Origin of the sequence: Aquimarina sp. AU474, from assembly GCF_900312815.1 — a bacterium.
Lineage (GTDB): Bacteria > Bacteroidota > Bacteroidia > Flavobacteriales > Flavobacteriaceae > Aquimarina.
Genome location: NZ_OMPE01000005.1, coordinates 33,304 through 55,814 on the forward strand (window position 1 = coordinate 33,304; position 22,511 = coordinate 55,814).

Consider the following 22,511-nt stretch of genomic DNA (forward strand, 5'->3'; position numbering starts at 1 on the left):
GATTATTTTAGAGAAAGATCTGTTTCTGAATTTTGATAATAGATCATATCCTTACCTACGGTATTAAATACGGTGTCTTTTTCTTTCTTATATTTTATTTCGACTGTATTCCAATCGGAAGCCCAGCCATCTATTATATTGTTTAGATATACAATTTTAAGCTTATGTTTCCCTTTTTTTAAAGCAATAGAACTAGTCTCCGGATGTTTTTTTATTGTTTTTTTATAATCTATAACCAATTGATCTGCAATCCATACTTGATCTTGAGTACTAGAAAAGAAATAAACCCCATCTTCCAAAATATCAATATATCCTTCTATAAATACTGCTTTGAAATTTTCTTCCTTAATAGCATGCCCCCAATCATAAGTATCATTAACATCCTTAATTTCCTTTATGGTTTCATAGGTTGTAGTTAGCGTATCATTAATAGTATTAACATCAACAAAATGCCCCATAATAGTTTTTACTTGTAGGCCTTTGGATAATTTTTTGAATTGAGACACCGAAGGTATTAGGTCTTCCTTTTTAAGTAATAATTCTCTAGTCATACTCATCTTACCATGAGGTAAAACAGAAGCTATTTTTAGAATTGTTGTTTCATCAAAAGTCAGTGGTTTTTTATACAATTCGCTATTTTGATTAGGTTCTGACCCATCAACTGTATATACCATCTCTACAGGATGGGTAGTTTCAAACTCTAAAGTTTTTTTATCATTAAAAACAATTCGATTAGAAATAGGTCCTTCTGGCAATGGTATATGATAATTAATAGTATATTGATCCAATAGAGGATATGTTTTTTCTAATCGTTTAAGAAAGTTTTTGTAATTTTTATTAGTTGTCCAACCTACTTCGGCAATTGCCAAAATCCTTGGATACAACTGATATTCGGCTATAGAATCACTATTGCCATGCTCTGCCCAAAAATTACCTTGTAATCCAAGAATATGATGTCGTTTATCTTTATCTATAGCTTTAGGTACAGGTATATAATTATATACCTTTTCTAACAGTGTATATCCTCCAAACGCCATTGGCTCTGCAATATGATCCCCTTGATAAAAATTTAAATACGTGTAATCCAAAGGTGTCATAATCACATCATGCCCTTTATTTGCCGCCTCTATACCCCCTTCTTCTCCTTGCCAAGACATAATATTAGTGGTTGCTGTAATTCCTCCTTCTAGAATTTCATCCCATCCAATCATCTTCTTGTTTCTTTTTTGAAGCATCTCTTCTACTCTAGCCATAAAATAACTTTGTAGTCCTTCTTCATTTTTAAGGCCTTCTTTCTTTATCTTTTTTTGGCATAACTCACAATCTTTCCAATGTTTCTTTGGTACCTCATCTCCTCCAACATGAAAATATTCGTACGGGAATAATTTTGTCATTTCATTAATTACGTCTTCAACAAACACATATACATTTTCTTTTCCGGCGCAAAGAATATTATAATCAATCCCCCAAATTTTTCTGATTTCAAAAGGCCCCTTTACGCAAGCCATATCAGGATATGACGCTAAAATCGCTGATGCATGACCAGGAATATCAAATTCTGGTATAACATCTATAAACCTTTCTTTTGCGTATGCTACAACCTCCTTAATTTCTTCTTGTGTATAAAACCCATGATACATAGTGTTACTATTATCACCTCTTTTAGCTCCAATTTGAGTAAGTTTCGGGTATTTTTTGATTTCTATTCGCCAACCTTGATCATCGGTAAGATGCCAATGAAATTTATTTATTTTAAATGATGCAAGAACATCTAATTGTTTCTTTATAAAATCTACGGAAAAAAAGTGCCTGGAAACATCTAACATGGTTCCACGCCACGCAAATGCAGGTTCATCCTTGATTTCAACTTTTGGAATATGAATGATCAATTCTTCAGACTTTTTTTCTTCTGAAATTATAGGGAGTAATTGAACAAAAGATTGCAATCCATAGAAAATTCCTTTTGCCGATTTTGCCTCGATAACTATATGTTCATTTTTAACATAAAATAGATATCCTTCTTCATTAATATCCAACTCTTTATTTATTACAAGACGGATATTACTTTCTTCTTCCTTCTCCTTATTAATTTGAACTGAAACACCTGTTAGATACTTTATTTTTTCTACAAAAAGATCTACAACTGGCTGAATGGAAACATCATTAAACTTAAACGAAGTTGTATTTCTTAATTCGAAAATACCTTCACTTTTTGTAATTGAATTAGGTTTTGGGATAATTGCTACATCTGTGGTTGTTATAATCTCATTTGTCGAAGATGTGGTACAAGATCCAAAAAGGGTTATGAAGCCAAGCATTGTTATTATTCTTTTCATTTATGATATCTTTTTTAAAGCAGTAGAAGTTGTGTTAGAAATTATAGCGGTAATGAGTTTATCTATTGGTTTTTTTATAAAACTCTTGGCATGAAAACCTTTTTCATGTAGCTGGTGATTGATAGTATCCTGAGAATAATATGCAATAGACCCCACAAAATGAACAGGAGCATTGGCCAATTCTTTAGCATATAACATCAAATAGTTTTCTATAAATAAGCGAATTCCTTTATCCAATATTTTTTTAATAAATGGATGTTGGATATGTTTAAAAAGAAAACCAGCATAAGATGCTAAATATCGATTAGGGTATTGCGAATTATATAATTTTTGAAAAAGTATGTTAAGATCCGAATCAAAAGTATTTTTGAAATCTACTTCAATGTCTTTAGGCATTTGATGTAAATAGAAACTCTTAAGTAGCTCTTTACCAAAATAATTACCGCTTGCATCGTCTGCGAGAATATAACCTAACGAAGGTACTTTTTGTATCACTTCGATTCCATCAAAATAACAGCAATTAGAACCTGTACCTAAAATAGCTATCACCCCAGGTTGTTTTGTAGTGGCATGTACGGCTGCAATTATATCCTCATGTATATCAATTAATTCGGCGTTTTTAAAAACAGATAACAAACATGTTTTTATCTTGTTATTTGCTTTTTCTGTGCCACATCCCGCTCCATAAAAATAGATTTCAGAAACCAAACTCTTCAGATATACAATCTCTGATGATTTGTTAATCGTATTCATAATATCGGATTGAGACAATATCAGAGGGTTTACTCCTTCGGTTGCATAGGTTACAATGCGTTTTCCGGTATTATCAATAATTACCCAATCACACTTGGTAGAACCACTATCTGCTACTAATATCATTAGATCCTTTTTTAAAATTAAAAACTTAATATTGAAGTGTTTTAAACTTCTCTATACAACCTCTATCTGCAAGAGTTACATAGGCTATTTCATAATCGTTACTAAAAGTTATATTGGTTGGTTTTTTCCCCTTTAGAAAAAACTCTTTTACAATTTTTCCATTTGGAGTTAAAACCACTACACTACCTTTTCCGTATCGACATACATATAAATTACCTTTAGAGGTACAGCGCATTCCATCCATACCAAAATCTTTAAATCTGGTAAGGAGTTTCTTATTGCTTAGATTATTATCCTTATCAATATCATATACCCATATATTTCGTTGTATAGATTCATTTACATATAGTTTTTTTCCATCTGGACTTACTTCTATTCCGTTTGTTGTACCCATATTTTTTTCTAAAAGCTCAAACCCTTTCTCTTTGGTAATTTTCCATAAATTACCAGTCTCATTACTCCAATTTGGATCACTTGCGTAGATCGTGCCATTTGGAGCAATTGTTAAATCATTGGGTTGATTAGCCAAAGGCTGATTGGCAAGAACTTTTATCCCTTTAGTAACAAGGTTAATTTTTAAAATATTATGATTAGTATAGTCGGCTACATATATATGATCTGTACCTCTATATCTAATTCCATTACCAATACTACCATTAGGTAACTCTACAAAAATCGAAGCATTACCATTTTTTGTTATTTTACCAATAGTTCCTTGCCTCTGGAAATTTACCGCATAAATATTGCCTTCACTATCTGTTGCTGGCCCTTCTATACCTTCGGTAAACTGATCCTCTTCTGTAAAATCTTTACTATCTACATTTAGAGAACACGAAATGAAGAATTGTGCTACAAGTATTGACAAAATAAAATATTTAAGAGTATTCGCCATTTTCTTAATAATGAGTATTAATTGCTTTTATCAGAGATTTAAATTCATCTACAATAGCCAATCGAACATTTTGTATTGGCATATCTGCTATAACCAAAAGGTCATCTGCTTTTTTTAATTCTTGGACAGTGAATATTTCTTCATTTTTAATTTTTTTAAGTGTCATCTCTGAAAGCATTTCAAGTGTTTTCGAGAGTTCTAACAATTCATTTAGTATTGGATTTTTTGTACTATCCATTATATTTTGATGATTTTCTTTCCAGAGCGTTAACATCTCTATGATCTCCTCTTTATTCTCTTGATTTGCCATAAACTTTTGTACTAGTCCAAAAAAACGAATCGTTTGAGGTGTATCGGGAGTGCACGCATCAACAAATAAAGTAAGCGGGTGAAATGTTTTATAAAATTGACCAACTCGTTCGCGAGCTGTTATCGGTTTACAGACTTCTGATAATACAACAAGATGTTCGATGTCTAACGTTTGAAAAAGATTTCTCAATATTTGTCTTCTACTTTTTAAATGTGTTAGACCATGATCTTCTAAAGAGATACTTACAGCATTAAGTCTAGGAATTAAGTTATTGAAATCTGTAATGGTTTTTTCGGACCAAAATCGTTCTGCAATAGCTGCTGTTCTTGGCCATATTCTAGAATCTATATTTATCGAACTAACCAATTCTGCCCACATAGTTGCCTCTCCTCCCAGTATATTTTTTAATTGTTGTGGTTTCAAACCATGATCCAAAGGAATAGGATCATTAACATAATGTGTTTTTGTATCAAAGAGTAAATCAATATAATATCCTTTTGATAAAATAGATTGATACCCCTTCTTTGCCGATTCGATCATCGCTTCTTTTCCTCTCCAAGAATGAATAACGATATCTTTTGGTAAATTAGGTTGAAATATCTCATCCCATCCCATCATTATTTTTCCATTCTTTTTCAATATTTCTTGTAATTTAATATTGAAAAAGGTCTGAATTTCATGATTGTTTTTCAGGTTGTTTTTTCTCTTAAACTCTTGGATTTTTATATTTTCACCCCAATGCTTCCCTTTGTTTTCGTCTCCTCCGATATGAAAATATTTATCAGGAAATAGCACTGCCAATTCTGATATAATAGATTCTAAAAATTCATATGTTTGTTTATTCGTTGGATCTAAAGTAGCATCAAAAACTCCTTTACCGCGTTCTATATGATATAGTGTATCCTTACTTGCTAATTCGGGATAAGCAGTAAGAATAGCTGTTGCATGGCCAGGAACGTCAATTTCTGGAATCACGCGTATTCCCTTATCTGATGCAAATTGAACAACTTCCTTAATTTCTTCCTGAGTATAATACAATCCATCAGAAGCTAATTCTTGCAACTTTGGATAACTTTTTATTTCTACTCTAAAACCTTGATCATCGCTTAAATGCCAATGAAACACATTTAATTTCACAGCCGACATAGCCGCTATATTGCGTTTAATAACGTGAACTGGCTGATAATGCCTTGCAACATCTATCATTAACCCTCTCCAAGGAAATCTTGGCGTATCGGCAATATCTGCTAAAGGAAAAAAAAATGATGTTTTATTATGAGTTAATAACTGTAATAATGTTTCTAAACCATGTATTGCGCCTAGATCTGTTGTAGCATTTAAAAGAATTTTGGATGCTGTAATTTTTAGTGTATACGACTCATCTTCAAATAATTCTAAATCACCCTGGCGTTTTATGCTAATAATAAGATTACTCTTGTGACTATCGCCAACTATATCCTTGTCTATGAATAAGATTCCTGTTTTTTGATCGATTCTATCCAGAAAATAAGATATGGCCGTATTAATTCTGGGATTATAATCTCCCTTTACATGTACCGAAAAATCATTGGAAAGTACAAACTGACCTGTACTTTCCAATGAAATATGTTTAGGCCAAGGCAAAATATTTACATCTCTACTAGTAGTACCAATACTATCTGTCACCCCATAACAAAAGTGCATCATAGATAGTACCACTATGAAAAAGACTACGATTTTATTTTTTAAATCACACATAATACTTGCATCTTCAAAATTGTAGAGATTAAACTTGCCTGTCACTAAATAAAATGATATCTCTTAAAAGCTTCAATAGCTTCATAGTTGGCTAACCCAAGATTATCATATAGTATTGCTGTATTTCTATTTCTGTCTTGCGCTCTCATCCAAAATTCTCTAGAGTCTTCTCCTTGAAACATCACCCTATCTTTTTGGGATTGATGAAATAGAATAGCATTTGTTTTTCGATTTACCTCATCGGGGCTTAGCGGTACTGACATTTCTATTTCATGAATATCCCATTCATGCCAAGCACCTCTATATAGCCAAACCCAACAATCCTTCATAAAGTCAAGCTTTTTAAGGCGATCCAATGATTCGAATATGGAGTCTAAACAAAGTTTATGTGTTCCATGAGGATCTGCCAAATCTCCTGCGGCATATATTTGATGCGGTTTGATTTCTGAAATTAAATTGGAGATAATACTGATGTCATCTTCTCCTATTGGATTTTTCTTTATTCGTCCCGTTTCATAAAATGGAAGGTCAAGAAAGTGTACTTTTTGATCTGGCAACCCTAAGTATCTCGTAGCTGCATATGATTCCATTCTTCTAATCAACCCTTTTGTTTTTCTTACTTCGGGGGCATCAATATCTCCTTGATTTTTAGATTTAATAGTAGTTACTATATCCTTAAAAACATCACATTCTTGAGTATTCGCAAATTCGGTGAGCTTTATAGCTACTTCTCCAAATTTCAAAGCTTCTTCATCCGTCACTGCAATATTACCTGAAGTTTGATACGCAACATAAACATCATGTCCTTGATCAATTAATCTTGAGAACGTACCTCCCATAGAAATAACGTCATCATCGGGATGTGGGCTAAATAATAGTACTCTTTTTTTAGAAGGAAGTGCCCTCTCTGGACGTTTGGTATCGTCTGAATCTGGTTTACCTCCTGGCCAACCTGTGATTGTATGTTGTAGATGGTTAAACATCTTGATATTGAGCTTATAAGCAGACCCTTCTAATGTAAGAAGGCCAGACATACCGTTATCATTATAATCTTTATCTGTTAATTTAAGTAGAGGTTTATTTACTTTTTGACTTAACCAGGTAACAGCTTTTAATTTTAACTCTTCTGTCCAAATACATTGATCAACCAGCCATGGAGTTTTAATTCTTGTTAATTCACCAGCCGCTTCGCTATCCATAACAATGGTAACATTTTTATGTTCTTGTAAAAAGGAAGCCGGAATTCTTGAAATGATCTTACCCTCGATCATTTCTTTAACGATAGTTGCTTTTTTATGCCCCCAAGCTAAAAGTAAAATTCGCTTAGCATTCATAATAGTACTTATCCCCATTGTAATAGCACGTTTTGGTACGTTTTCTATTCCATTAAAATCTGATGCAGCATCTCTACGTGTAATATGATCCAGGGTAATAATTCTCGTTCCAGAATTTTGATGAGACCCAGGTTCATTAAATCCTACATGTCCAGTTCTTCCGATTCCTAAAAGCTGAAAATCAAGACCACCTAACTCTTTGATTTTCATCTCATAATCAATACAATATTGGTCTATTTCTTCTTGAGCAATATTACCTGATGGAATATTAATGTTTTGAGGGTTTATATCAATATGATCAAAAAGATGCTGATGCATAAAATGATAATAACTTTGCTGATTATCCGGATTCATAGGATAATACTCATCCAGATTAAATGTGATTACATTTTTAAAACTCAATTCTCCTTGAGTATATAAATTCACCAATTCCTCATAAACTTTTATCGGAGACGATCCAGTAGCCAATCCCAAAACACAAGGTTTACCTTCTTTTTGTTTTTGCTTAATCAGATCAGATATTTCATGAGCAACTAACTTAGATGCATAAGAAGATTCTTGAAATATTTCACTATGAATTTTTTCAAATTTCGTGTCCTCGAACTTACCTACTTGTCTGAATTTAATATCTTTTATCATTATCAATTTTAATTTTGGTATTGAACTAATGTGTACACATTTCTATATTCTGATTGGAAACAATCACATTAATCGAATCTGTTTTAATATTAATGTGATTGTTTTATCTTTTTCTAAGATTGAATATTAATGGGTTATTGAATATCCCACCATAAATTTGTAGTCATTTGATCTGGTCCTTGATCTTCGATTGCTTGTTGTACATTTGCTTCGTTCGCGACAAGTTCTCCTGTAGAATATTGTAGTCTTCTCGGGACTCTACCATTGTTTGGAGCCGAAACAAAAAACACGTCATTATCCGTAAGCGTAGGAATAAGATCTGTTCTTCTAACTAAAGACCACGCCTCATATCCATTCATAAGCAATGCCAACCAACGTTGATTCCATACACTCTCTAATTGTTGCTCTGGGGTACCTGATAAAGTTGCTATAGCTTCGTCTCTAATAAAGTCATCGATATCTGATCCTTCAACACCCCAAAAATTCATACTTGCTCTTATTCCTAATTCATATAATGATTGAGCATTTCCTGAATACCCTAGTAAGGCAGCTTCGGCTTGTAAAAAATAGGATTCACCGGCGGTAAATACTTGTGTAGGAACTACACTGGCAACATCTGTAGTAGAAGTACCGATTATTTTCACAGATGGAATGGCAAGATCATCTCTTGGGATTACTCCTCTTTGAGAAATTGCTGTACCTTCATACATTCCTGTTGTTGAAGCTTCTGCCATTTGCTCTCTTCTAGGATCGTTATTATCATTTAACAACCCCATATAGCGATCCGAAAACACCCATTTAGATCCTAAACCTCCAAATCCATGATATATATCTTCAAAACCTCCATCAAGAAATGATAAAATCAGTGCGCTTTCTGATTTCGATACTAGGGCTTGATTAGATTCATCTATCAATGCATTACTCAAACAATCATTAATTACTCCATCTACAAATGCCTGATCACCAGATTGAATGAACGCATCTCTTGCCCGTATCGCCATTCTAAGTCGAAGTGTATTTGCAAAAGTTTTCCATTTTTGTGGATCTCCTTGATATAGAAAATCCCCTTCAGCTCCTTGTATTACTTGTGTAGAAGATCCTATAGCATCCATTTGCGCTTTAAGATTTGTTAGGATACCCATATATATATCCTTCTGGTTATCATATTTAGGCTGTGGGTTTTCTAATATAAGTTCATCTCCGATAACTTCACTGTATGGGATATTTCCATAGATATCTGTCATTTTTTGATAAAACCAAGACATCATTATTTGTGCTACTGCAGCCCCATTAGCATCTCCTAAATCATTATAGGTTCCTAATAAATTCCTAGCATTCAGAGAAACTTTTTGATACGATGCATTAAATATAGCGTCTGTCCAACCTTGGTTATTCACATAAGCATCACCTCCAAACCAAGAACCTTCAGCATTATAACTAAACTGATTTGCGAATTGACTTGAGTAAATTAGATTTCCTCTCCAGGTCAAAAAACGAGGTTCAGCGAATTCGAAATATTGTACACCAGCCATGATTCCATCTATAGAAGCATTTTCTGGATCAACAGGGTTTGTATTGATTTCTTCAAAATCTTTGGTACACGAGGATACCGTCATTGCCAGTATAAAAATAGTAGCTAATGCTATTAATACATTCTGTTTAGTTTTCATATTATTTTTATTTACATCCAACATTTTATTTATAATCATTTAGAAAGTCATGTTTACTTTTAAACCATGACTAGAAGCTGATGGTATCCCGAAAAATTCGAGCCCGCCTACACTGGTATTAAATCCAGTTTCTGGATCAAAATTATCTGTGTTACTATGAAGTATTGCTAGATTTCTTCCTATGTAATTCAATGATAGATTGCTTAACCCTAAAGATTTAATCATTTTTTTAGGAAAAGAATATCCTAATGAAATTTCTCTAAGCTTAATAAAACTTCCATCAACAATCCAGTTTTCTGAAATTCCTCCTACTCTACCCCAATATGTTTGTGGGTTCACGCCATTTTCTGCTACTCCTGGATTCAAAGTACCATTGATTACTGCATTGGCAGGTAAAGCAATTCCTTGTCCTCCTGTAAAAAACTCTCGCCCTTCTAGAGTCTCGATTGCGGTACCACTTGTATGTCTCTGGCTATCTGAAAAAGAAAAGATATCACCACCAAAACGAGCATCAAATAAGAACCCTAAAGAAAACTGTTTGTATGTAAATGTGTTTCCCCAGTTTACAAAAGCATCTGGTGCGGCGTCACCAATTTTTCCAACTTCACCTACTTCAGGAAGACCTGCAGTATCATAAATTATATTTCCATTATCGTCTCTATTAAACGTAGATCCAAATAATGCTTGTGGGCTTGTACCTACTTCGGCTGCCACTATTATCCTACCATTAAAATCAGTAAATAAAGGGTTTCGAGTGATTCCTTGCGCTAATTCTTTTACTTCATTTTCGTTTGTAGTATAGTTTATGCTTGTCGACCAGCTAAAATTTTCATTTTTTATGATATCAGCATTAATTGAAAATTCGAGACCTTTACTCGTAACTAATCCAGCATTAATAACTTGATTTGCCGCTCCACTAGCTGGAGTAAGTGTTAAACTGAGAATTTGATCTTCGGTTCGTATACTATAATATGTTGCCGACAAATTTATTCTATTACTTAGGAAACCTGCATCAAGACCAAATTCTAAAGTGTTAGAAATTTCTGGAACAAGATTTGGATTTTTAAGTTGCGGGCCAGCACCAGCGCCTTCTTCTGCATTTCCGAAAAAGAAAAATCGCTGTCCATTAAATAAATTAGAAGAGACATTAAATGTATTAACGAGTGAAAAAGCGCCTGTTGCATTTCCGGTTTGCGCATAACTACCTCTCAATTTTAAATTTGTTAATACCTCATTATCTCTAAGCGCCGGAATAGCTTCTGTAGCTACAAAACTTACACCTACTGAAGGGTAAAAGAACGATGCATTATCAATAGGTAATGTAGAACTCCAATCATTTCTAGCTGTAAATTCGGTAAACAAAAAGTCATTAACTCCAAATGTAACCGATCCAAATACAGAGTTAGATGAGTTTCGTGCTGCACCAGGAGTAACACTTACACCTTCAAAATTATTTAAAGAGAAAAAATTTGGTATTAAAAATGTTTCTCCTGTAGCTCGTAATGATTTAAATGAAACATCAGAATGACTAAACCCTACTGTAGAAGCCAAACTTATAGCATTGTTTAAGTTGGTATTATAAGTAAATATAAGGTCATAATTATTCGTTCTAGACGTTGAGTTTGTATCAATAAATCTACCATTTGCAGCAATATCAAAAGCACCCAGAGGGTTAAATATTTGCTGACTGGTTACAATATGATCTTGAGAAACTCTTGCTATAGCTTTTAATCCTTTTACAATATCAAAATTAAGCTCTAACAAACTTAAATAACGATCTGTTTCATCTTCGTTTAACTTTGCGTTCGCTGTATAATAAGGATTCGTTAAAAAGGCTCCTGCCCAAGTATTTGGTGTGCCATCTGGTTCTAAAAAATTATCTCTAAGTAAAGTATTTGAGATATTTCTTGGTCGCAAAGAAAGAGCTCGTGTTATATTTGTTTGACCTCCTGTTAACTCTGGTCTATTTCTTGCATCTTGATTAATGTAATCAATTTTTCCTACAACTTTCATCCAATCAGTAATTTTTGCACCTGCTTTGATACTAAAATTCTGTCTAACCAATTCACTTCCTGGTACAATAGATTCATCATCTGATCGAGAATAACTAAAACGATAATCATAATCTGCCGTACCTTGAGAGACAGCTATTGAATTAAGAAAAGAAAAACCAGTTCTAAAAAAATCCTTGAAATCATTATCATTTCCAGAATACGGTGCCGTCCCTACACCATCAAATCGTTCGCGCTGAGATCCGTCTAATCTAGGCCCAAAACTATTACCGTCTGTAATACTATAAGTAAGTTCGTTATTAGCTGTGTCAAAAAAACCTTGACCGAACTGATTTTGAAGTTTTGGTGCTCTAAGAATAGAACTTCCTGTTACAGAAGTATTTATTTCGACAGTTGGCCGATCTGATCTTCCTTTTTTTGAGGTAATTACTAAAACACCATTAATTCCTCTAAATCCATATAATGCGGTAGCATTTCCTCCCTTAAGGAGTGAAATGTTCTCTATATCATTTGGGTTTAAGTTCGATAATGTATTTCCGTAATCAACTCCTTCAGCAAAATCTCCTTGCGCTCCTTGATTGTTATCGATAATCACACCATCCAAAACAATTAACGGCTGATTATTAGGACTCAAAGAACTAATTCCTCTTACATTTATAGAAACCGAAGATCCTATACCTCCTGAATTTGCATTAATATTAACTCCTGCTAATTTTCCTCGAATAGCAGATCCAATATTAGGATCTGCAGTTTGAACCAAAGTTTCAGACTTAAGTTGTTGCACTGCATATCCGAGTTTTTTTGATTCTTGTTTTATACCAAATGCCGTTACAACGATTTCGTCTAGCTGTTCTGAATCTTGTTCCATGACAGCATTAATCTTGTTTGATGTGCCTACTGCAACTTCAATAGTTTTTAAACCTAGATAAGAAAACACCAAAATATTTCCTGTTGATGCCTTAATTGTATAATTACCATCAAAATCTGTTTGTGCTCCTATACTAGTTCCCTTTACTAATATATTTACACCTGGTAATGGAAGGTTTTTATCTGAATCTGTAACAGTCCCAGATACCTGTATCTCTTGCGAGAATACATTAGGTATTACTAATGAAAATAGAAATAAGAATAAAAATAGTTTTTTCATGTTTTCTCCTTTTGTATTGATTATTTACTGCTTCTAAAGTATGGAATCGCGATTCTTTAAAAATTTTTTTTATACCAACTACAAAAAATAAACAACAAACGACATGTATGAAAAGACATCCCGAATGTTAATTTTTTGTTATCTGTTTATTTTTTGTTTTTTAACACAATTAGTAATACTTTTTACCAGTTTTTAATGATTACTTAAGGAATTTTGCATTGTATATAGAGGAAGTTAAAAATTATGATAATCCCGTGGGAAAGACAATTAAAAGGAAATATCACTTTTTCTTTTGGAGTGCCTATTTTCTTTTTAATGTGATACGTTGGGGTAGTTATTTCAATGATTATTGGTATTCATTAAAATCGAATTTGGTAGAATTCCCGCTCCATTTGATAATTGTATATTTTAATATCTATTATCTTATTCCTAAGTACTTATTAAGGAGCAAGTATCTCAAATATATTGTTTTCTTAATTCTTAGCTTGGGAATGCATTATATAATAAGGTCTGGTTTAAATTATTGGCTTGTTACCGAAAACATATGGCCAGAAGCTCAAGGAGAAAATCAGCCTTTTGGCTTTAATCATATTATAGCAGTTACACTTGGCGAATTATATGTATTAGGACTTACTTCATCAATAAAGTTTAGCGTAGATTTTATTTTAGAAAGGAGCAAAAATCAGCAACTTAAAGCACTACACTATAAAACAGAATTGCAATATCTTAAAGCTCAAATACAACCTCATTTTTTCTTTAACACGCTTAATAGTTTGTATGCATTAACTCTGCATAAATCATCAAAAGCTTCTGAAGTTGTTGTTAAATTATCTCAATTTATGTCATATATAATATATGATGCAAATAAAAAAAAGGTGTTTTTGTTACAAGAAATTAGATATATTGATAATTATATAGATTTAGAAAACATAAGATATGGTGATCTAATAAATACTGAAGTAAATATTATTGGTAATATCGATAATATAGAAGTTACTCCTTTACTTTTTTTACCTTTCATTGAAAACGCTTTTAAACATGGTTTTAAAAATAATGGGCAAATGGATTTAAAGGTTTTTTTTGAAGCCGAGGATAAAACATTAACGTTTATATCAGAAAATAGCTATGACCCAAAAACTTTATCTAAATTTAAAAATGGTATAGGTATAAAAAACGTTATACGAAGATTAGATTTATTGTATGGAAAAAATTATGAACTTAAAATAGAAACTACAGACGAGATCTATAAGGTCACATTAAAAACCCCTAAAACATGATTATTAAAAGTATTATAATCGATGATGAGCACTTAGCTGTAGGTATCATAGAATCATACTTAGAAGAATTTAAGAACATTGAGATTTCTGGTATTTATAAGAATCCTTTAGAAGCCTTACCAATTTTGGAAAGTGGTGATATCGATGTAATATTTTTGGATATTAATATGCCAAGAATGAATGGTATCGAGTTTTTAAAAAGTCTTAATAAGTACCCTCAAATTATTATAACCACTGCATACAAAGAATATGCTATCGAGAGTTATGAATTAGAAGTATTAGATTATTTAGTAAAACCTATCCCATTTAATCGATTCTTAAAATCTATTAATAAATTAATGGCCAGATTTGTAAACTTGGAGAAAACTAAAACTTCTCCAGAATTTTCTCAAGCTCCTCATATTTTCTTGAAGGTAGATCGGAAATTGATGAAAATATTTTTACATGATATATTATATATAGAAAGTTTAAGGGATTATATCAAAGTATCTAGTATAGAAGGTACATATGTTTCTCATAAGTCATTAAGTAGTATAACTGACGAACTTCCCGAAGAAAACTTTATCAGAGTACACAAATCATATACAATAGCCATCGACAAAGTAAAATCTATAGAAGGAAACCAAATTGAAATAGAAAATAAACGAATTCCTATTGGGCGGAATTATACCATACATGCCAAACAAAAAATATTGAGAAACAAAGGAAATCTTCTAAATGAATAAATATACAAACAACATTGTTTCTCCAAATAAAATTGATTTTCAACGCATCAACACATTTCAAAAATAAATCATTAGCAACTTAAATGCTTAATCAACAAATACAATAAAATGACTTTAAGTAAACTCGATTACGGAATCATCATATTTTTTTTCTTAACCACATTATTTATAGGCCTAATAGTATCCAAAAAATCAGGAAAAAGTGCTTCTGAGTATTTTTTATCAGGTCGTAACATGCCATGGTGGTTATTAGGTTTCTCTATGGTTGCAACTACTTTCTCGACAGATACTCCCAATTTGGTTACAGATCTTGTACGACAAAAAGGAGTGGCAGGTAATTGGGCTTGGTGGGCTTTTTTATTAACAGGTTTACTTACAGTTTTTATATATGCACGTCTATGGAGACGATCTAATGTGAATACAGACATGGAATTTTATGAACTTCGTTATTCCGGAAAACCAGCTCGTTTCTTACGAATTTTTCGATCTGTATACTTAGGTTTGATTTTTAATGTTTTAGCCATGTCTGGTATTACATTAGCTGCCATAAAGATTGGTCAAGTAATGCTAGGATTAAGCGCAATAGAAACTGTTGGATATGCCGCTGTAGTTACTGTAATATTTAGCGCATTAGGAGGGTTTAAAGGAGTAGTATATTCAGATTTCTTGCTTTTCTTTGTTGCTATGGCTGGAGCCATAGGCGCAGCATACTATTGTGTAAATTTACCCGAAGTTAACGGGTTACAAAATTTAATATCCCATCCCAATGTAGCCGATAAAATCTCATTACTTCCTGATTTCGGAAATAAAGAAGCGGTTATTACTTTACTATTTATACCATTAGCAGTACAATGGTGGAGTTCATGGTATCCAGGATCAGAGCCTGGTGGTGGTGGATATGTAGCACAACGTATGCTTGCTGCAAAAAATGAGAACCATGCTATCGGCGCCACATTCTTTTTCAACATTATGCATTATGCTCTGCGACCATGGCCATGGATATTAGTTGCACTTACATCATTAATAGTATTTCCAGATTTGGCAAGTATTCAAGAAGCTTTTCCAGATGTGACAGCAGATAAACTAGGGCATGATTTAGCTTATCCAGCAATGTTAACCAAGTTACCAAGTGGGCTTTTAGGAATTGTAGTAGCTTCTCTAATAGCTGCATATATGTCAAGTATTTCGACCCATTTAAATTGGGGAGCTTCTTACTTGGTTAATGATGTATATCGCCAATTTATAAAGCCTAATGCCACCGAAAAAGAAATGGTAGGGTTTGGTCGATTATCGACCGTAGTACTAATGGCATTAAGTGTTTTGCTAGCATTAGCATTAAATAATGCCGAACAAATATTTACATATATCATAATGTTTGGTTCGGGAACAGGGCTCATATTTATTCTTAGATGGTTTTGGTGGAGAATAAATGCATGGAGTGAAATCTCGGCTATGTTTTCTTCGGGAATTATATCCCTAATCATAACACAATCTGGAGTTAATGAAACTCTTTTTGGTACTAATGGTATTTTTCCTACCTGGTTTAGCATTCCATTTGTAGTTATTATAACCACATTTGTTTGGATCATTGTGACTTTTCTAACAAAACCTGATACAGACGAAAAACTTTTTAGTTTTTATAAAAAATTACAACCAGGTGGACCCGGTTGGAAAGTAATTATTGATAAGGCTGATCAAAAAAATGTTGCTATTGTTACCGATAATAAAAAATGGGCTGTCCCCTCTGGGATATTAGCCATGTTATTAGGATGTTGCCTTGTATATGGAGCCCTGTTTACAACGGGTTATATGCTTTATGGAGAGGTTCAAAATGCCGCAATTACAGGTGTAACAACATTGTTAGCAGGTTTTTTACTTAAAAGAGTTTGGAATAAAATAGGTAAAAATCTAATTGAATGATTAATGCTAGGATAGCTTCTGTAGACTTTCTAAGAGGGCTTACTATTATTCTTATGATATTAGTCAATAACCCTGGCAGTTGGTCCTATGTATATGCTCCATTATTACATGCAAAATGGCATGGATTAACCTTTGCCGACCTTGTGTTCCCATTTTTCCTATACATAATAGGCATATCAATTGCATTAGTTTATAGAGAAAAGAGAATGGAGTTGGGCATGTTTAAAAAAATATTGACTCGAAGTTTAAAACTTATTGTATTGGGCCTTTTTTTAAATGCTTTTCTACCGTATTTCCCTTTTTTCGAAAGTTTTAATACACTAAGAATACCAGGAGTATTACAGCGTATAGGAGTTGTTTTTTTTATAACTTCAATTTTATATATCATATGTAGTAAAGCCTATTTTATTACACTAATTATAGCTAGTCTTATTCTTTATTGGGTATGGCTGGTCTTTGTACCTCTTCCGGATAATATAACTCCTACACTAGATAGGAGTACTCATAATTGGGCAAATTATATTGATGTTCTTTTTTTAAAAGGGCATCTCTGGAAGCATGATTATGATCCGGAAGGAGTTTTAAGTACAATTCCTTCGATCGCAACCGCTTGCATTGGTTCGGTTATTGGAAGAATACTAATAAGTTATCGAAAAAATAAACATTTTATTCTTTTAACATTAGGAATTGCACTGCTCATAACTGGCTATATTTGGGATTTTACTTTTCCGATTAACAAAGCTATTTGGACAAGTAGTTTCGTTCTTGTAACTGCTGGATACGCAACTATTGTATTAGCCTTTTTATATTATATACAGGATGAAAAAAAAATACAGATAGGTAATATTATTAAAGCAGTAGGAGCCAATTCAATCCTCATATATTTCTTATCCATTTTTATAGCAAAATCTTTTTACCTCATTACTATAAAAGCAGAGACCAGCATACATCATTGGTTATTTGAAACATTTCTTGTATATGATTTTTTGAGCCTTAAATTCTCATCTTTTATCTATGCTATACTAGTTGTGTGTTTTTATCTAATCGTAGCTTATTTATTACATAAAAAGAAGGTTTTTATCAAAGTGTGATACCATACAATCTTTTACTTAACAAAGTAAATATTAAAAAATAGACATTTTTAAAATTGTTAAATCAATAAAACACAATACTTATGACAACTCTTAAAAAAGGAATCTCACTCCTCCTTCTTATTAGTTTTTTTCTAATAGCTTGTCAGAAAAAACGAGAAAACAATAGTGTTAAAAAAGAAACTGTTAAAAACACCAACCTAACGAATAAGAAAATCATTGCCTATGTTACCGACTGGAACAAGGATCAATGGGGGTCCAATTTTGAACGAGCGAATCAAATAACACACATTAATTATGCTTTTGCCAATATTAAGGGTGGAGAAATTGTAGAGGGTAAAGATACCGACTCATTACATATTAGCAAATTGAATGAATTAAAAGAAATAAATCCTAACCTCCAGACATTGATTTCTATAGGAGGTTGGACTTGGTCTGGTAATTTTTCGGATGCAGTTTTAACAAATGCTTCAAGAGAGAAATTTGCAAATAGTACTATTCGTTTTTTACAAAAACATCAAATTAATGGAATAGATCTAGATTGGGAATATCCAGGACTTGAAGGAAACGGTAATGTACATCGACCTGAGGATAAAGAAAATTTCACATCTATTTTACGATTGATCAGAAAGAAAATGGATTCATTATCTCAACAAACTGAAGCGACTTATTTATTAACCATAGCCACTGGTGCGAGTCAAGATTATTTGGATCATACGAATATGAAAGAAGCACAGCAATATTTAGATTTTATAAATATAATGACCTATGATTTTTGCGGCGGATGGTCCAAAAAAACTGGACATCATGCCAATTTATATGCAGCCAAATCAGAACAAGCAGAGCAATCTGTAAGGAGTGCAGAAATAGCAGTACAACAACACATAAAAGCAGGAATACCGGTCCATAAAATTGTACTTGGAATTCCTTTTTATGGCAGATGGTGGAAAAGCGTGTTACCTACATCTAATGGTCAATATCAGTTTGTTCAAGGTAATTTATCTGGTTCGTATGATTATTACCAAATTACGGATAGTCTAAAACAAAACAAATTTACCGCTTATTGGAATGATGAGACTAAAACACCTTACATATGGAGAAAAAAAGATTCTCTTTTTTTAACCTATGATAATGCAAAATCAATACAGTATAAAACAAATTTTGTGAAAGAAAAAGAAATGGGAGGAATCATGTTTTGGCGACTAGAAGGCGATGATGGAACATTAACAAAAACCATTTATAAAAACTTACTTATAGATTAAGAAATCTATTTCAAACATTTTTTTTCAAAATAAAACTATTATAGAAAACAAAAACATGGTCTACAAAAAATTCGGAAAATTAGATTGGAAAATTAGTCAGGTAGGATATGGCATGTGGGGTATGGCAGGATGGTCAGAATCCGACGATATTACTTCAAATAAATCTCTTGATAAAGCTGTAGAATTAGGATGTAATTTTTTTGATACGGCTTGGGGTTATGCCGAAGGAAGAAGTGAAAGGATTTTAGCTGGAGTACTCAAAAGACATTCTGAAAAAAAACTGTACACTGCTACGAAAATCCCTCCAAAAATTGATCAATGGCCTCCTAGTAAATCTTCAACCTTGGAGGATATATATCCTTCAGACCATATCATAGAATACACTGAAAAAAGTTTGATGAATTTAGGTGTTGAAACTATTGATTTACAACAATTTCATGTTTGGGAAGATAGTTGGGCAGATAATGATGAGTGGAAAGAAGCCATTCTCAAATTAAAAAAAGAAGGAAAAGTTTCTGCATTTGGAATTAGCGCAAACCGCTGGGAACCTTCTAATTGTATAAAAGCCTTAGAAAGTGGATTGATTGATGCGGTACAAGTCATTTACAATATATTTGATCAATCTCCTGAAGATCAATTGTTTCCTTATTGCAAAAAAAATGATATTGCTGTAATTGCAAGAGTACCTTTTGATGAAGGATCTCTTACAGGAAAACTATCATTACAATCTAAATGGGAACAAGGTGATTTTAGAAATATATATTTTGGACCAGAAAACCTGCCTCCCACCATTGAGCGTATTTCACAATTAAAAAAAGTGTTAGGAGAAGAGATGCCATTGGCCGAATTAGCATTACGATTTATCGCATCCAACCCAACTGTTAGCGCAATGATCCCAGGAATGAGGCAATTACGAAATGTAAAAGCTAATATGGCAATAAGTGATGGTCTTGGCTTATCAAAACATTGGATATCAAACTTAAGAAATCATCGATGGGATAGGGTTCCTACCAATTGGTCTTGTTAAACAGGTTTATACAATAATGTTACGTTTTATAGCTACGGCACTTTTATCTAAAAAATAATACTAAACAATGATTCTTAAAAACAAAGTATTTATCATAACAGGTGCTACCAGTGGTATGGGTAAATCTATAGCACTTCAATTTGCCAAAGAAGGGGCTATTTTGGTTATCAATGGAAGAAATAATGAACGAGGCAATGAAGTTCTAGAGATACTACTTGGTAATAACAAAAAAGCTTTATTTGTTCAGGGTGATGTTGGGAAACCAGCAATAAATGAAAAACTAGTAAAATGTGCATTAGAGACTTTTGGGCGATTAGATGGTATTATTGCTAATGCCGGAATACTGGGTTTGGGTAAAATCACTGATATTTCGATCAATGATTGGCAACATACTTTTGACACCAATTTTAATTCTTTTTTTTATCTAAGTAAGTTCGCTATCCCCCATATAATCAAACAAAAAGGTGTTATTATTGCCAATGCATCTATTGCGGCATTCAAAAATTTCCCTAATCATCCAGCTTATTGTGCTTCAAAGGCAGCAATGGTTTCTTTGGTAAAACAAATGGCACTAGACTACGGGCCTAACATACGAGTTAATGCAATATGTCCTGGTCCTGTAGATACACCGTTAATTTGGGATTCGGCAAAAGCATTTGATCAACCGCGAGAAGCTGTAAATGCTGTTAAAGAATCCACACCATTACGACGTTTGGGGTCTCCAGAAGATATAGCTGAGCTAGCTGTATTTTTGGCTTCAGAAAAATCTTCATGGATGACAGGTTCGGCAATAACTATTGATGGAGGAATAATGGTTTCTCATTAAAAGTCAAATTAATACCAAAAAAACATCATGAAGGCAAAAAAAATAAAAGTCTTGGTAGTGGGATGTGGAAACATGGGAGCTTCTCATGCGAGAGCATATCATAAAATAGAAGAGTTCGCTATTGTCGGTCTTGTGAGTCGGAGTCCAGAAAGTCGTGAAAAATTATCACTAGAATTAGGCAGTTTACCCATGTTTAGTGATTTCGAAAATGCTTTGAAAATGACGCAACCAGATGTTGTTTCTATAAATACATATCCAGATACACATGCAGCATATGTACGTAAAAGTTTGCAAGCTGGTGCTCATGTTTTTGTAGAGAAACCTTTAGCCACAACACTAGAAGAAGCTAGTTCCTTAATAAAACTTGCTTTGCAAGAAAACAAAAAACTCGTTATCGGTTATATCCTAAGAGTGCATCCTGCATGGAAAAAGTTTAAAGAGCTTGCTCAAACATTAGGAAAACCATTAGTCATGCGTATGAATTTGAATCAACAAAGTTCTGGTACACAATGGAATACTCACAAAGAATTAATGAAAAGTGTATCTCCCATAGTAGATTGTGGTGTGCATTATACAGATATGATGTGTTTAATGACCCAGGCTAAACCTATAACTGTATCTGCTATTGGTGCTAGACTATCAGAAGAGATCTCACCTAATATGTATAATTATGGCCAGTTACAAATACGATTTGATGATGATTCTGTTGGATGGTATGAGGCAGGATGGGGTCCGATGATTAGTGAGTCTGCATTTTTTATAAAAGATGTTTTTGGACCCAAAGGATCTGTATCCATGACCAATAAATCACAAGAAAAATCACAAAACATTGAAGGTCACACAAAAACAGAAGGTATCAAAATACATCATAGTGTATTAGATTCTAAAGGTGAATTTGCCTTTAGTGATGAGTTTATATATACTAATGATGAACCAAACCATGATGAATTATGCTTCTTGGAGCAAGAGTTTTTGTTAAAAACTATAACGACAAATATTGATTTAACAGATCACATGAATAGCGTACTCGAGAGCATGAAAATTGTTTTTGCCGCGGATCAATCTCATAAACTGGGTAAAACAATAATGCTTAATACGAATTAGAAAATGTTACATTAGATAACCAATAGAAAATTAATTCATATTTTTTTCTAAAAAAAAGGCATAAACACAAAATATTCAGTGTTTTACCTTATTCATTTTCAAGGTTTATTCTTTTCAAAAAAGCATTTGGTAGGATTTTAAAAACATGATGTCTTCAAAACTATGCAGTTGGTCTAAATATTTTCTTTTTAGCAAAAGCGATGTTTAAATTTATGCAACCATTAAAACACAAATCAACATGAACCGAAGCAATCTACTATTACCAAAAATTTCTATACCTATTTAATATTTTTCAAAATTACTTATTAACCTATTCCATTTTT

Annotated in this window: 15 protein-coding genes; 8 read left to right on the forward strand and 7 right to left on the reverse strand. The window is 32.8% G+C overall.

Annotated features, from left to right (window positions below):
- Positions 1-2 precede the first annotated feature (2 nt).
- The 7 genes from DK508_RS02930 to DK508_RS02960 form a co-directional block, all read right to left on the reverse strand.
- The gene (locus DK508_RS02930; protein WP_109299260.1) at positions 3-2,336 is read right to left on the reverse strand and encodes a family 20 glycosylhydrolase; all 2,334 of its coding nucleotides are present in this window, start codon (positions 2,334-2,336) and stop codon (positions 3-5) included.
- Positions 2,337-3,215 (reverse strand): N-acetylglucosamine kinase, encoded by an 879-nt coding sequence (locus tag DK508_RS02935; protein WP_109299261.1) that lies wholly within the window; start codon positions 3,213-3,215, stop codon positions 2,337-2,339.
- A 25-nt stretch (positions 3,216-3,240) separates the two neighbouring features.
- The gene (locus DK508_RS02940; RefSeq protein WP_235016259.1) at positions 3,241-4,080 is read right to left on the reverse strand and encodes an SMP-30/gluconolactonase/LRE family protein; all 840 of its coding nucleotides are present in this window, start codon (positions 4,078-4,080) and stop codon (positions 3,241-3,243) included.
- A 31-nt stretch (positions 4,081-4,111) separates the two neighbouring features.
- A complete protein-coding gene (locus DK508_RS02945) occupies positions 4,112-6,103 on the reverse strand; it encodes a beta-N-acetylhexosaminidase (RefSeq protein ID WP_160114542.1) in 1,992 nt (663 codons plus the stop codon).
- A 95-nt stretch (positions 6,104-6,198) separates the two neighbouring features.
- On the reverse strand, positions 6,199-8,127 hold the full coding sequence (gene nagB, locus DK508_RS02950; RefSeq protein WP_109299264.1) for a glucosamine-6-phosphate deaminase: 1,929 nt from the start codon (positions 8,125-8,127) through the stop codon (positions 6,199-6,201).
- Between the two features lie 134 nt (positions 8,128-8,261).
- Positions 8,262-9,797, reverse strand: a complete 1,536-nt coding sequence (locus tag DK508_RS02955) for a SusD/RagB family nutrient-binding outer membrane lipoprotein (protein WP_160114543.1) — start codon at positions 9,795-9,797, stop codon at positions 8,262-8,264.
- 39 nt (positions 9,798-9,836) lie between these two features.
- Positions 9,837-12,956, reverse strand: a complete 3,120-nt coding sequence (locus DK508_RS02960; RefSeq protein ID WP_109299266.1) for a SusC/RagA family TonB-linked outer membrane protein — start codon at positions 12,954-12,956, stop codon at positions 9,837-9,839.
- 491 nt (positions 12,957-13,447) lie between these two features.
- Between DK508_RS02960 and DK508_RS02965 the strand changes: the two genes are divergently transcribed.
- From DK508_RS02965 to DK508_RS03000, 8 genes are all read left to right on the forward strand, one after another.
- Positions 13,448-14,233 (forward strand): sensor histidine kinase, encoded by a 786-nt coding sequence (locus tag DK508_RS02965; RefSeq protein WP_235016261.1) that lies wholly within the window; start codon positions 13,448-13,450, stop codon positions 14,231-14,233.
- Positions 14,230-14,958, forward strand: a complete 729-nt coding sequence (locus tag DK508_RS02970; protein ID WP_109299267.1) for a LytTR family DNA-binding domain-containing protein — start codon at positions 14,230-14,232, stop codon at positions 14,956-14,958. The genes DK508_RS02965 and DK508_RS02970 overlap by 4 nt, the downstream gene beginning before the upstream one ends.
- A gap of 108 nt (positions 14,959-15,066) precedes the next feature.
- Positions 15,067-16,878 carry a sodium:solute symporter family protein gene (locus DK508_RS02975; RefSeq protein ID WP_109299268.1) on the forward strand — a complete coding sequence of 604 codons (1,812 nt, stop codon included), beginning with the start codon at positions 15,067-15,069 and terminating at the stop codon, positions 16,876-16,878.
- Positions 16,875-17,969 (forward strand): heparan-alpha-glucosaminide N-acetyltransferase, encoded by a 1,095-nt coding sequence (locus DK508_RS02980; RefSeq protein ID WP_109299269.1) that lies wholly within the window; start codon positions 16,875-16,877, stop codon positions 17,967-17,969. Before DK508_RS02975 ends, DK508_RS02980 begins: the two co-directional genes overlap by 4 nt.
- 83 nt (positions 17,970-18,052) lie before the next feature.
- Entirely contained in the window at positions 18,053-19,231 is a 1,179-nt protein-coding gene (locus DK508_RS02985) for a glycoside hydrolase family 18 protein (protein ID WP_109299270.1), read from the forward strand.
- A gap of 55 nt (positions 19,232-19,286) precedes the next feature.
- Positions 19,287-20,258 (forward strand): aldo/keto reductase, encoded by a 972-nt coding sequence (locus tag DK508_RS02990; RefSeq protein ID WP_109299271.1) that lies wholly within the window; start codon positions 19,287-19,289, stop codon positions 20,256-20,258.
- 67 nt (positions 20,259-20,325) lie between these two features.
- Positions 20,326-21,084, forward strand: coding sequence for an SDR family NAD(P)-dependent oxidoreductase (locus tag DK508_RS02995; RefSeq protein ID WP_109299272.1), 759 nt, complete (start codon positions 20,326-20,328; stop codon positions 21,082-21,084).
- 27 nt (positions 21,085-21,111) lie between these two features.
- The gene (locus tag DK508_RS03000) at positions 21,112-22,188 is read left to right on the forward strand and encodes a Gfo/Idh/MocA family protein (RefSeq protein WP_109299273.1); all 1,077 of its coding nucleotides are present in this window, start codon (positions 21,112-21,114) and stop codon (positions 22,186-22,188) included.
- Positions 22,189-22,511: the final 323 nt, after the last annotated feature.